The organism is Eisenibacter elegans DSM 3317 (genome assembly GCF_000430505.1).
Classification (GTDB): Bacteria; Bacteroidota; Bacteroidia; order Cytophagales; family Microscillaceae; genus Eisenibacter; species Eisenibacter elegans.
In genome coordinates this window covers 23,614-36,482 of record NZ_AUMD01000002.1, presented here as the reverse complement: position 1 = coordinate 36,482, position 12,869 = coordinate 23,614, and the positions used below count along the sequence as shown (strand labels likewise).

10 protein-coding genes and 1 tRNA gene are annotated in these 12,869 nt (G+C 48.0%); 9 read left to right on the top strand and 2 right to left on the bottom strand.

All coding sequences use genetic code 11. From position 1 onward, the window contains the following. The first annotated feature begins 272 nt into the window (after positions 1-272). The 5 genes from G499_RS0100490 to ispF all read left to right on the top strand — a co-directional run bounded on the left by G499_RS0100490 (position 273) and on the right by ispF (position 4,642). Positions 273-1,331 carry a class I fructose-bisphosphate aldolase gene (locus G499_RS0100490; RefSeq protein ID WP_026998318.1) on the top strand — a complete coding sequence of 353 codons (1,059 nt, stop codon included), beginning with the start codon at positions 273-275 and terminating at the stop codon, positions 1,329-1,331. Between the two features lie 75 nt (positions 1,332-1,406). Continuing rightward, entirely contained in the window at positions 1,407-2,249 is an 843-nt protein-coding gene (gene accD, locus G499_RS0100485; protein ID WP_026998317.1) for an acetyl-CoA carboxylase, carboxyltransferase subunit beta, read from the top strand. An 11-nt stretch (positions 2,250-2,260) separates the two neighbouring features. Next, positions 2,261-2,707: a hypothetical protein gene (locus tag G499_RS0100480; RefSeq protein ID WP_026998316.1), complete on the top strand. Its 447-nt coding sequence runs from the start codon at positions 2,261-2,263 to the stop codon at positions 2,705-2,707. Between the two features lie 97 nt (positions 2,708-2,804). Beyond that, entirely contained in the window at positions 2,805-4,040 is a 1,236-nt protein-coding gene (locus G499_RS0100475; protein ID WP_026998315.1) for a cysteine desulfurase, read from the top strand. A gap of 119 nt (positions 4,041-4,159) precedes the next feature. Next, positions 4,160-4,642 carry a 2-C-methyl-D-erythritol 2,4-cyclodiphosphate synthase gene (ispF, locus tag G499_RS0100470; RefSeq protein WP_026998314.1) on the top strand — a complete coding sequence of 161 codons (483 nt, stop codon included), beginning with the start codon at positions 4,160-4,162 and terminating at the stop codon, positions 4,640-4,642. Between the two features lie 175 nt (positions 4,643-4,817). Here ispF and G499_RS0100465 read toward each other — a convergent pair whose 3' ends face one another. Continuing rightward, the gene (locus tag G499_RS0100465; protein WP_425387241.1) at positions 4,818-7,175 is read right to left on the bottom strand and encodes a RelA/SpoT family protein; all 2,358 of its coding nucleotides are present in this window, start codon (positions 7,173-7,175) and stop codon (positions 4,818-4,820) included. 124 nt (positions 7,176-7,299) lie between these two features. On the opposite strand from G499_RS0100465, the gene G499_RS0100460 reads away from it, so the two are divergent. The 4 genes from G499_RS0100460 to clpX all read left to right on the top strand — a co-directional run bounded on the left by G499_RS0100460 (position 7,300) and on the right by clpX (position 11,208). Further along, a tRNA-Leu gene (locus tag G499_RS0100460) sits at positions 7,300-7,381 on the top strand. 87 nt (positions 7,382-7,468) lie between these two features. Beyond that, entirely contained in the window at positions 7,469-8,926 is a 1,458-nt protein-coding gene (locus tag G499_RS0100455; protein WP_161627661.1) for a trigger factor, read from the top strand. A 214-nt stretch (positions 8,927-9,140) separates the two neighbouring features. Then, on the top strand, positions 9,141-9,815 hold the full coding sequence (locus tag G499_RS0100450; protein WP_026998311.1) for a ClpP family protease: 675 nt from the start codon (positions 9,141-9,143) through the stop codon (positions 9,813-9,815). Between the two features lie 157 nt (positions 9,816-9,972). Next, complete coding sequence (gene clpX, locus G499_RS0100445) at positions 9,973-11,208, top strand: ATP-dependent Clp protease ATP-binding subunit ClpX (protein ID WP_026998310.1); 1,236 nt, start codon at positions 9,973-9,975, stop codon at positions 11,206-11,208. Positions 11,209-11,217: 9 nt separating this feature from the next. On the opposite strand, the gene G499_RS0100440 is transcribed toward clpX, so the two are convergent. Then, on the bottom strand, positions 11,218-12,474 hold the full coding sequence (locus G499_RS0100440) for an FAD-dependent oxidoreductase (protein ID WP_035726155.1): 1,257 nt from the start codon (positions 12,472-12,474) through the stop codon (positions 11,218-11,220). Positions 12,475-12,869: the final 395 nt, after the last annotated feature.

Below are 12,869 nucleotides of genomic sequence, written 5' to 3'. Positions count from 1 at the left end.
AAGGGTTACAACAATGAAATCATTCAGGAACTAACCAACCTACCCCTTGCCAGTATCGAACAACTAAGGCAAGAGATGAAAGCCCAAGGCCTGATGTAACCTCTATGTGTTCATCATTATAAAGCGCTGTCATCAACAGACAACATCGCTATCTATCATTTCTGGCATCCAACAAAAAACCAACCCCTTAACTGCTCAATCTAAGTGGTTTTGTCTATCTTTGTGGCCTAATAATTCAAAAACTGTATATTGTACCCCAAACCCTGCATACAATGTCATACGATAAGATAGTGAGCCTGTTGGGCCAAGACGCAGAGCAGTTGCTTTCGCATCAGTGCAAAACCATCAACAAAGAGATGTTGCACCTACCCAACCCTGAGTTTGTAGACCATGTGTTTGTGCAAAGCAACCGCAACACACAAGTACTCAAGAGCTTACAGCAACTCTTTGGCAATGGCCGCTTGGCCAACACGGGCTATGTGTCTATCCTTCCGGTAGACCAAGGCATCGAGCACAGCGCCGGCGCCTCATTTGCCCCCAACCCTATCTACTTTGACCCCGAAAACATCATCAAACTAGCTATCGAAGGCGGTTGTAATGCTGTAGCAACTACTTTTGGCGGCTTGGCGATGCTTTCACGCAAGTATGCGCACAAAATCCCCTTTATCGTAAAAGTCAATCACAATGAGCTGATGACTTACCCCAACAAGTTTGATCAGATTCCTTTTGGCTCTGTTCGAGAGGCTTGGAATTTAGGAGCCACCGCTGTTGGCGCAACAATCTACTTTGGCTCTGAAGAATCGGCTCGCCAAATTGTTGAAGTTGCCGAAATGTTTGAGGAAGCTCACGAGCTCGGAATGGCGACTATCTTGTGGTGTTACACCCGCAATGGTGCTTTTAAGAAAGACGGGGTAGATTATCACGTTTCGGCTGACTTGACCGGCCAGGCCAACCACTTGGGTGTAACCATCCAAGCCGATATCATCAAGCAAAAACTCCCCGAAAACAACGGCGGATACAATGCCCTCAATTTTGGCAAAACCCATAAAAACGTATACGATACACTCAGCTCTGAGCACCCCATAGACCTCTGCCGCTACCAAGTAGCCAACTGTTATATGGGTCGTGCAGGTTTGATTAACTCTGGTGGTGCTTCTTCTGGTGCTTCAGATATGGCCGAAGCCGTTCGCACTGCCGTTATCAACAAGCGCGCTGGTGGTATGGGCTTGATTTCAGGTCGTAAGGCATTCCAACGCCCTATGAATGAAGGTATTGAGCTGCTCAATGCCATTCAAGACGTATATCTTGCTTCGCAAATAGATATTGCCTAAAGGCTTTGGTAGCGGTTTGGCCACCCAACGGGGCTATAGCCGCTACCTTTTATTTTCGACCAACCCCCTTGCTTTATGTCTTGGTACCAACGAAAAGAAAGAGGCATCATCACGCCCACCGCAGCCAAACGTGAAACGCCCGACGGCCTGTGGCACAAGTGCAGTAATTGCAAAAATGTGATGCACCAACGCGAGCTCAAGTTGCGAAACTACACCTGTATGTATTGCAACCAACACGAGCGCATTGGCTCCGCCGAATATTTTAATATTTTGTTTGACAATAACGAGTTTACCGAACTCAACCCTACGCTCAGCTCGGTAGACCCGCTAGAGTTCAAAGACTCTAAGCCTTACCCTGCTCGGATACAGTCTACCCAACGCAAAACCAAGCTGATGGATGCTGTTCGGACAGCTCACGGCAAAATGAACGAGCTTGACCTTGTCGTGGCTTGTATGGATTTTGGCTTCATTGGTGGCTCTATGGGTTCGGTAGTAGGCGAAAAAATCGCCCGTGCAGTAGAATATGCCCGCCAACACCGTATCCCCTTCTTGATGATTTCGCGCTCCGGTGGGGCTAGAATGATGGAGGCTGGTTACTCGCTGATGCAAATGGCCAAAACTTCTGCCCGACTGGCACAGTTAGCTAAAGAAAAAATTCCGTACGTCTCTCTGATGACAGATCCCACCACCGGGGGGGTATCAGCTTCGTATGCGATGTTGGGAGATTTCAATATCGCGGAGCCCAATGCTCTCATCGGTTTCGCCGGGCCACGCGTCATTCGCGAAACCATCGGCAAAGACCTACCCAAGGGTTTCCAAACCTCAGAGTACTTGCTCGAACACGGCTTCTTGGACTTTATCGTAGACCGTAAAGACCTTAAAGACAAGCTTACGGCGCTGTTCAAAATGTTGCAATAAATCCAGTACCAATGACTACCGCTAACCCCGAAAATGAGGACGACTTCCTTTGGGAAGACCAGTTTTTTCCGGAAGAGCTGTACGACTTGAGCGAAAGCCCCTTAACGGAGCTTTCGCTGTTGTATTTCAGCCCTACACGGGTAAGCCCTACAGACTTGGAGGAAGAGCTGCTTCGTAAAATATTGCAGGCGGTTGGCTATGGCCTACACCGTTGTAAAATGGTCAACATTGCGCTTTTTGCCTCTGAGCCTAGCCTCGATCTCAGTCCTTGGCTTGAACAAACAGGCCACCTACTAGCCTTTGGTCTTCAAACACAACCCGAACAACCTTATTATCAAGTACATACCCACGGCAACGCTCGCTATCTCCTCTCCGACAGCCTCGAAACCTTGCACCAACAAACTGCCCTCAAAAAACAACTTTGGGAGGCACTACAAACACTTTTTGTGCAAAAATAACGCTCCATCTCCCCGATGCGAAACATTTTGATAGGCTACTGTGGTTATCTTCACAGACCGTAGGTCTCTCGTTTTTCCACCCCTAACGCTGACGCTTATGCAATTTACAGACATTGCTTTCGATATAGAAAAAGTCCGTCAAGACTTTCCCATTTTACACCAAAAAGTACACGGCAAACCCTTGGTATACTTTGACAATGCCGCTACTTCGCAAAAACCCAAGACGGTGATTGAGGCGCTTACTACTTACTACGAAGCCACCAATGCCAACATCCACCGAGGCGCACACTACTTAGCGGCCAAAGCTACCGAAGAGTACGAGCAAACCCGCGAAGCCATTCGCGATTTTCTCAATGCTCAAAGTACGCAGGAAATCATCTTTGTTCGTGGTGTAACAGAAGCCATCAACCTCATTGCCAGCACCTATGGCCGTGCCAATGTACAAGCCGGAGACGAAATCATCCTCTCTACGATGGAGCACCACTCCAACATCGTGCCTTGGCAGCTTTTGGCTGCCGAAAAAGGCGCACACATCCGTGTCATTCCGCTCAACGAACACGGAGAGCTGCAAATGGAGGAGTACCAAAAACTACTCAGCCCACGTACCAAGATTGTCTCTATCGTACACGCCTCTAATGCCTTGGGTACTATCAATCCTATCAAAGAAATGGCCGCTATGGCACACGCCGTAGGTGCCATCTTTGTTGCAGATGGCGCACAGGCCAGCGTACACCTTCCGCTCGATGTGCAAGACCTAGACTGTGATTTCTATGCTTTCTCAGGGCATAAAGTATATGCGCCTACAGGCATTGGTGCGCTTTACGGCAAAAAAGCCTTGTTAGAGGCTATGCCCCCGTATCATGGTGGAGGTGAGATGATCAAAGATGTAAGCTTCGAACATACCACCTACAACGAGCTGCCCTTCAAGTTTGAAGCTGGCACTCCCAACATTGCCGATGCCATCGCCTTCCGCAATGCCCTAGAGTATGTCAGTAGCTTTGGCAAGGCCAACATTGCTCACTACGAGCACCAACTCCTGCAATATGCCACTGAGCAAATGTTGCAAATCGAAGGGCTGCGCATCGTTGGCACTGCCGCCCAAAAAGTCAGTGTGATTTCCTTTGTGGTAGATGGCTGCCACCCCAACGATATCGGTACTTTGCTTGACACCGACGGTATCGCCATCCGTACCGGACACCACTGTACACAGCCCTTGATGGATTCGCTCGGTATCAGCGGTACTGCCCGCATCTCTTTTGCGATGTACAACACCAAAGACGAAGTCGATATCGCCGTCCGAAGTCTCCAGAAAACGCTCAAGATGCTACGCTAAACACCCTTTAGGCCAAGGTTTGTTTGATGCTCAACTCAAGTGAATCTTGGTATAATGTTGATTAGGTATCATTTCCATTGAGTATAAACACGCAATAAACCATACATCAAACTACTTTTATGAATCAATTCAGAATAGGCCAAGGCTATGACGTACACAAGCTCGAAGAAGGTCAAGATTTTTGGATAGGCGGTATCAAAGTACCTCACCATCAAGGCGCAGTAGGGCATTCGGATGCCGACGTGCTCATCCACGCCATCTGTGATGCCTTGTTGGGCGCGGCCAATATGCGCGATATAGGGTATCATTTTGCCGATACCGACCCACAGTATAAGGGAATCGACAGCAAGATTTTGCTTCGCCGTGTGATGGAGTTGATTCGAGAAGCTGGGTATGAGATTGGCAATATTGATACTGTTGTCAGCTTGCAAGCACCCAAGCTAAAATCTCATATCGATACGATGCAACGATGTTTGGCAGATGTGATGCAAATTCCAGTCGCCAATGTGAGCGTCAAAGCCACCACCACCGAGCGCCTAGGTTTTGTAGGTCGTGAAGAAGGAGTGGCAGCCCATGCAGTGGCTTTGATCTATAAAGTGTAACCCAACCCGATTTAACGAGATATTTAAAAACAATATCTCGGCGTTATACCACAATCAGGCGCTGCCTTACAAAGGCGTAAGCACCTTATTTGCAGTCTACTGCATATAGTATTTTTCCTAATCTACTCCCTACATTCCCTAAGTCAGGACTGCAGGGAGTGATTGTTTTTGGGTGTTACTCATCAGTGTCTACCCGATCAACACTGACTACCCCGTCAATTCGGCGCAGCAGTTCACGAATATTGTCGAGGTGATTGACATCGCGCACAAACAGCCCGATACTACCCTCAAAGATGCCTGTGTCGGTTCGGCCTACTTCGAGTGAGTCGATATTGACTTTGAGCTTGGTAGAGATGACCTTGGTAAGATCTCGGATAAGCCCTACCCGGTCAGTGCCTACTATCTTGAGCCCCACGAGGAACGACTTATCATCTGGGAGATTTTGCCAGCGTGCCCTGATGACCCTATGGCCATATTTGGCCAATAGTGCGGGCGCATTGGGGCAATCTGCACGGTGGATTTTGACTCCGTCTTTCAGGGTAATAAACCCAAACACCTCGTCGCCCAAAATAGGATTGCAACAACGAGCCAAAGAGTAGGGCATTTGGCTTTGGTCGCCAATAAGTAGCGTATCCTTATTTGACAAAAAAACCTTTACCTCTTCTGAGGATTCTTGTTGGGGGTTGTTGGGGGCGTTAGGTTTGGCCTCGGCCTTAGGAGAGGCAGCATTCTTGTCGTTGCGTTCATTGAGCCAGTTGGCAAATCTGCTCAACTGCTGGGGCAGTAAATATCCTTTGCCAAGATTGAAGAACAAGTCGCTGGTGCTCTTTAGCTCAAAGAAAGTACGGATTTGATTCAGTAACTCCGGGCTGTACTCTAGGTCGAGCTGTTTGAGCTTACGCGCCATAATTTCTTTCCCTTCGGCAATGGCATCACGCATTTCGTGGCGCAAGAAATCTTTGATTTTGGCCTTAGCACGCGCCGAGACGACCCACTTGAGCCAATCTCGGTTGGGTTTTTGTTTGCGAGAGGTAATGATTTCGACTTGGTCGCCGTTGTTGAGCTTATGGTTTAGCGGTACCAACTTCTGATTGACCTTAGCTCCAAGACACTGATAACCGATTTCGGTATGAATCTCGAAGGCAAAGTCTAGGGCAGTAGCCCCTATGGGAAGGCGTTTGAGATCTCCCTTTGGCGTAAAAACAAAAACCTCTTCACTGTAGAGATTTGCCCGAAATTCATTGATAAAATCAACGGCGTTGAGCTCTTGGTTTTGCTCACGAAGCTCTCGGATAATGCGCAGCCAAGCGTCCAACCCTGCCTCTTCGGTTTCGCCTTTACGGTTTTTGCGCGATTGCACACCTTTCTCCTTATATTTCCAGTGGGCGGCATAGCCTTTTTCAGCAATATCATCCATCCGTTGGGTACGAATCTGCACCTCTACCCATTTGCCCTCCGGCCCCATCACGGTTGTATGGAGTGATTCATAACCATTGGCCCGAGGCGTGCTGATCCAGTCGCGCAAGCGCTGAGAATTGGGGTGGTAATGGTCTGTAACGATAGAGTAGACCGTCCAACAATCTGCTTTTTCTTGTGGTCCTTCGCTGTCTAAGATAATGCGAATGGCAAAGAGGTCATAGATTTCATCGAAGCTGACATTCTGCTTGCGCATTTTATTATAAATAGAATACACCGACTTGGAGCGTCCGATGATTTTGGCCTTAAATCCACCTTTTTTGATGGCTGTGTCAAGCGGCGCAATAAACTCTTGGATAAACTTTTGGCGTTGTTCCTTGGTGCGGTCTAGGCGGTCTACAATGCTGCGGTATGCTTCTTCGTTGGTATATTTGAGGTACAGGTCTTCTAGCTCTGACTTGATTTTGTATAGCCCGAGCCTGTGCGCCAAGGGCGCATAGACATACATTGACTCGGCTACGATTTTGAGCTGTTTATCACGTCGCATAGTTTCGAGCGTGCGCATATTGTGTAGGCGGTCGGCCAGCTTAATCATAATCACACGCACATCGTCAGAGAGACTCAGGAGCATTTTCCGAAAATTTTCGGCTTGCTGCGAAGAGCTTACGGCCTGTTTGTAGTCAGACGAAGAGGGGATTTTGGTAACTCCATCGACAATGCGGGCTACGCCCTCGCCAAAGTCGCGCCTAACATCTTCGAGCGTCCATTCGGTGTCTTCTACCACATCGTGTAGTAGGGCGGCGGCAATGGCCGTAGGCCCTAGGCTTAGCTCATCAATGGCGATTTGCGCTACCTCGATAGGATGGTAAATATAAGGCTCTCCACTTTTGCGGCGCATGTGGCGGTGTGCGTCGGCGGCTACTTGAAAGGCCTTGCGAATTAGCTTGGCATCTCCTACCTTAAAGGCAGGCTTGATACTGTTATACAGGCGGCGATAACGTTTGAGTATCTCTTTGCGCTCTGCCTCTAGGGCTTGTACTTGGGCAGAAGGCTCCGCTTCCGGAGCCGGGTGGGTGTCTGAAACAGGTGCTTCCATGGGCTCTATTTTTTCCTTCATAAAATCATCATCAATGAGATTCTGGCAAAAGGGATGATAAGTTAGCAAAAAAAAATTACAGAATGTTGCAGAGTGATTTTTTTTTACTACATTTGCACTCCCAATCACTTCTACACAACAATCAGCGGATGTGGCGAAATTGGTAGACGCACTAGACTTAGGATCTAGCGCCGCGAGGCGTGTGGGTTCGACTCCCTCCATCCGCACTAAGTTGTATCCCTAGGCCCTCAATGTTTTACAGTTGGGGGCTTATTTGTATTGTAAAGCAGTTCTCCACTCAAATTCATAGTGCCTTGGACATTACTCTCGAAAAAAACAGCAATACAACCGGCTTGATTAAAGTTACGATAAATGAAAGAGATTATCAACCCGGTGTCGAAAAAAAACTAAAGGAATATAGCAAGCGTGCCCAAATTAAGGGCTTCCGCCCTGGCAAAGTTCCCGTAGGCCTCATGCGTAAGATGTATGGCATAGACGCATTGGTAGAGGAAGTAAACCAATTGGTAGGCAAAGGCATTGATGAGTATCTCGAAGCTCAGCAAATTCGTCCCATCTTCACTCCCGAACTGGCTACCGAAGAAGACGTAGATTGGCAAAACCAAAAGGCGTTTGAATTTACTTTCAAGCTAGGCTTTACAGGGGATTTCACTTATGACCTCAACAGCCTCAAGCTAAAGCTATATGACATCTCCCCACTTGATAAGACTATCGACGAAACCATTGAGCAACTACAGCAGCAATTTGGGGAGACTACCGAGCCCGAAACTGCCGAAGCAACAGATGCCGTGATGGGAGAACTCTACAGCATCACCGCCCACGAAGCCGAGTTTGCTGCTTATGTAGCTAAGGAAGCCGAAAATGGCAATACCATTGACGAAACAGAAAAGGAAGACTTCCAACCTTCCGTATCCGTATTCTTGCGCCTCCCCCTAGACAAAATGACGGACGCTGGCAAAGCACTTTTTGTAGGGATAAACAACAGCGCAGTAGTAACCATCGAAGACCTCGATACCCTGTTTGGTAGCCGAGAAGAACTCGCAAAATACTGCTTAAGAGATGCTGCTAAACTTGAAGAACTGTACGAAAACGGCCCCTTCAAGTTTGCAACCACGCGCATACACCGCCATACACCGGCACCCTTAGGTTTGGAGCTTTACAGCAAAGTTTTCTCTCAAGAAGAAAACCCAATCGAAACGGAAGAGGCTTTCCGTGCCAAGATTATGGAAACCATCCGCGCCAACTATGCCTCTACCGCAGACCGTAAGCTAGTGGCTGATTTCCGTGAAGCGCTCCTCAACAGTGTAAACATTGACTTCCCCGAGGAATACGTAAAGGAGTACATGCAAGAACGTATGGCAGCCGAAGAATACACCAAGTTTATCGAAGAAGACGGCTTGCAACAATACAGCCGTATGATTCGATGGGATAGAATCACGGAAAAGCTACAAAAAGAGCACGAAGCAGAAGTAGCTCCCGACGCAGTTATGAAGCGCGCCGTAGAGGAAATCCAGCAGCAATTTGGTATCAACGACCTTTCTGTCTTGGGTGAATATGCCACACAGTTTTTGCAAAACTACCTCACCCGCGACAATAATGCCAACTACCAGCGCCTGTTCAACGACGAACTCACTGTGGCCATTGTCAACAAGCTCAAACCAAGCCTACAGCTCGAAACAGTAGCGTTGACTATTGATGAGTTTGAGGAGTTGCTCAAAACTGAGAACGAGCAAGCCAAAACCACGCAGGCTTAATACCAACCTTGGGACAAAGTCCGCCTATATATACCTTCCAGAAAGCACGCCTGTTTGGCGTGCTTTTTTATTGATATATCTGCCACTTTGGCACATTCCAACATTTTTAGCGCTTGGGTATGGATTTTGAAAAATATTCGATATGTTGCAAAAGCCAAACATTGACACGCTTTTGCCGTTTGTAGATTATTACTCCCCCAAAACTCCCCTTTTTATGCTAAACAGAGAAGAATTTAGAAAGTATGCTGTCCACAATCACCGTATCAGCGGAACAACGATTGACAGCTACATGGGCTATGTCGAAAATATGACTCCTTATATCATCGAAGAGCGCCAGCTCAACGTAACTCAAATGGACGTATTCTCGCGCCTGATGCGTGACCGTATCATCTTCCTCGGTACAGGCATCGACGACCAAGTGGCCAATATCGTAGTGGCTCAGTTGCTCTTCCTCGAATCGTTAGATTCTGAAAAAGACATCCTCATCTATATCAATAGCCCGGGCGGTTCGGTATATGCTGGCCTAGGTATTTATGATACGATGCAGTATGTAAAGCCCGATGTAGCGACTATCTGTACGGGTTTGGCTGCATCTATGGGGGCTATTCTGCTTGCCGGAGGTACTACTGGCAAACGCACTGCCCTGCCTCACGCCCGTGTGATGATTCACCAGCCTTTAGGCGGAGCACAAGGCCAAGCCTCTGATATCGAAATTACGGCCAAGCAAATCCTCATCCTCAAGCAGGAACTGTACGAAATCTTGGCAGAGCATACCGGCAAGCCTATCGAAGAGATAGAACGCAACTCTGACCGCGATTACTGGATGCGCGCCATCGAAGCCAAAGAATATGGACTCATCGACGAGGTGCTCTCACGCCCACGTAAATAACACTGCGCCACTTAACAAACTTTGCACTGTACAAAAGGCTCTTCGGAGTTTTTTGTACAGTATTCTTGTTTTATTACCAAAGCACCAATCCAGTGAGCCACGCGCAGTTCGCTTTTTCTTGCGCTTCGGCCTCATACTCCCACTCGAATAAAAACTTATGGAAAATCAACAGTGTAGTTTCTGTGGACGCAATAAGCCAGATGTTTCGTTACTCATCACAGGCCTGAACGGTAACATCTGTAACGACTGTGTGGAGCAGGCCAATCTGATTGTGGAGCAAGAAGTCAAGCCCAAACGCAAGGCCAAGTCTAAGTTCAACAAACCTCTCAAGCTGATTCCCCCTTCGGAAATCAAATCTCACCTCGACCAATATGTCGTAGGGCAAGAGCACGCGAAAAAGATTCTGAGTGTAGCAGTTTATAACCATTACAAGCGCCTCCAACAAAGTATGCGAGACGATGAGGTGCTGATTGAAAAATCAAACATCCTCTTGGTAGGCGAAACAGGAACGGGCAAAACCTACTTAGCCCGCACACTGGCGCGCATTCTGCAAGTACCTTTCTGTATGGCTGATGCTACCGTACTCACAGAGGCGGGCTATGTGGGCGAAGATATCGAGAATGTTTTGACACGCCTGCTACAAGCTGCCGACTACGATGTAGCCGCCGCCGAGCGGGGGATTGTTTACATTGATGAGATTGATAAAATAGCCCGCAAAGGCGACAACCCCTCTATCACCAAGGATGTAGGAGGGGAGGGCGTACAGCAAGGACTGCTCAAGATTTTGGAGGGCTCAGAGGTCAATGTGCCCCCTAAGGGTGGCCGCAAACACCCCGAACAAGACCTCGTAAGAGTCAATACCGACAATATCCTTTTCATCTGTGGTGGCGCTTTTGATGGGATTCAGCGGATTATCGCCTCTCGCCTCAAAACTAGGCCTATTGGCTTTTCTGAGGTAGAAAACAGCCTAGCGCCCAAACCTGAGGAGCTGCTGCGCTATGTCAACCCGCAGGATCTCAAAGGTTATGGGCTGATTCCTGAGCTTATAGGCCGCCTGCCCTTGCTTACCTACCTCAACCCTCTTGATGAGCAGGCCGTATTCAATATCTTGACCCAACCCAAGAATGCGCTAGTCAAGCAGTACCAAAAACTATTTGCGATGGAAGATGTGCAGCTGGAGTTTAGCCCCGAAGCCTTGCGCCTGATAGCCCAAAAAGCCCTCGAAACCCGCCTTGGCGCACGAGGTTTGAGAGCTATCTGTGAGCTGGTGATGATAGACTTGATGTATGAGCTGCCTTCGCGCAAAGACAATCCAGAAACCATCCTCATAGATGAGGCATTGGTACAAAAGCAACTGGCCAATATTCCGGTTCAACAATTGCGGGCTGCATAGCCATCGGCGCTACACATCTTGTCCCTTCATCATTTTGTTCCAATAAAGATAAGGCAACATATGTTTTTTGAGCATCCAAAGCCGCCAATGCTCTTTGTGTGAATTAAATACAAGCATTTGTTTGAGCTTGGGGTCGGGGGTGAAGTTGCCTTGATAATCAAACTCTGCCAGCACCATCTTGCCATAGCCCGTAACCAAGGGGCACGAAGAGTAGCCATCGTATACCTTGTTGCTCAGGCCTTGTGAGCGCATCAGCCTCAGCAGGTTTTGGACAACAACGGGCGCTTGTTTGCGAATAGCAGCTCCGGTTTTGGCTGTGGGCAAGCCAGCAACATCTCCCAACCCAAAGATATTGGGGTAGCGCTTGTGTTGGAGTGTTCCCTGGTCTACGTCCAACCACCCGGCCTCATTGACCAAGGCAGATTCTTTGACAAATGACGGCGCTACCTGTGGCGGTGCCAGATGTAACATATCGAAAGGCATCACAATCTCAGAGCTACCCACCAGTTGTTCTTTGAGCACATTACCCTCGTTGACGATACAGTGGTTTTCGTCTGGTGCCACACTACGGAAAGTGATGGTCTGGTTGTTACTATCTATTTTGACCGGTGCATAAAAGGGCTTAAAGTGAATATTATACCGATGGACAACCTGCATCAACGTATCGGCGATAATCTTTACTCCAAAAATCACCGAACCCGGGGTAGCAAAAACCACATTAGACTTAGCAGATAGACCATTTTTACGGAAATAATCAGCGGCCAGATACGCTATTTTTTGTGGAGCACCTCCACATTTGATAGGCGTAGTAGGCTGGGTAAACACAGCATTGCCCCCTTTGAAGTTTCGAATCACCTGCCACGTATGTTCAGGATTGGTATAATTGCTACAAACCACTCCTTTGTCAAGAGCCTCGGGCAGCCCTTCGATGAGCTCGGGAGCCATCACAAGCCCGGGAGCTACTACGAGGTAATCATAGGTGATAGCCTCTCCGGAGCGCAACTTGACTGCGTTTTGCTCAGGCTCAAAAGCTGCGGCATAGTCCTGAATCCAAGTAGCACCTGTGGGAATGAGTGACTTCATTGGCCGGGCGGTTTTGCCCATATCATATGCTCCGGCGCCCACCAATGTCCAAGCAGGCTGGTAATAGTGCGTTTCGGAAGGCTCTACAATGGCCAAAGAGAGCGCTTTGTTGGCTTTGAGCAATTGGGAGGCCACCATGATACCGGCTGTGCCACCGCCAATAATGAGGATTTGATAGTGCATGATTGTAAATTGTTAAGTAAGAAAGATGAGCAGCTACTCCAAAAAGATGTTGACACTAGGGCAACACGCTATCGGACTAGGATATAATTTATGTTGAATAGCAATAAACCAAAAAAATAGCAGTTTGTCCGTGATAATTATCACATAGGCATAGGCTTTGGGGTAGTCAAAATCGTTACACACTACAACTATTTGATTTTGCACTTGTTGTGCTATAGCTGTCGCTTGTGGCTGTAGACCTGTTGAGTGTCGAAGGAAGCTTACTTTCAGGTAGTTGAAGCGTATTTTTGTATGAAAATCACCCTAGAGGAAGTGTGTTACTTCCTGCAACCCTAGCTCAGATGATGTGTCTTTTGGATACTGGCTTTTCTGTATGCCACTACTCCTCCTCCCCT

What these genes read in the sequence shown, in the direction of transcription:
- G499_RS0100450 (WP_026998311.1), top strand. Translation starts at nt 9,141, where the DNA reads ATGCTAAACAGAGAAGAATTTAGAAAGTATGCTGTCCACAATCACCGT.
- accD (WP_026998317.1), top strand. Translation starts at nt 1,407, where the DNA reads ATGTCTTGGTACCAACGAAAAGAAAGAGGCATCATCACGCCCACCGCA.
- G499_RS0100475 (WP_026998315.1), top strand. Translation starts at nt 2,805, where the DNA reads ATGCAATTTACAGACATTGCTTTCGATATAGAAAAAGTCCGTCAAGAC.
- clpX (WP_026998310.1), top strand. Translation starts at nt 9,973, where the DNA reads ATGGAAAATCAACAGTGTAGTTTCTGTGGACGCAATAAGCCAGATGTT.
- G499_RS0100480 (WP_026998316.1), top strand. Translation starts at nt 2,261, where the DNA reads ATGACTACCGCTAACCCCGAAAATGAGGACGACTTCCTTTGGGAAGAC.
- G499_RS0100440 (WP_035726155.1), bottom strand. Translation starts at nt 12,474, where the DNA reads ATGCACTATCAAATCCTCATTATTGGCGGTGGCACAGCCGGTATCATG.
- ispF (WP_026998314.1), top strand. Translation starts at nt 4,160, where the DNA reads ATGAATCAATTCAGAATAGGCCAAGGCTATGACGTACACAAGCTCGAA.
- G499_RS0100465 (WP_425387241.1), bottom strand. Translation starts at nt 7,175, where the DNA reads ATGAAGGAAAAAATAGAGCCCATGGAAGCACCTGTTTCAGACACCCAC.
- G499_RS0100490 (WP_026998318.1), top strand. Translation starts at nt 273, where the DNA reads ATGTCATACGATAAGATAGTGAGCCTGTTGGGCCAAGACGCAGAGCAG.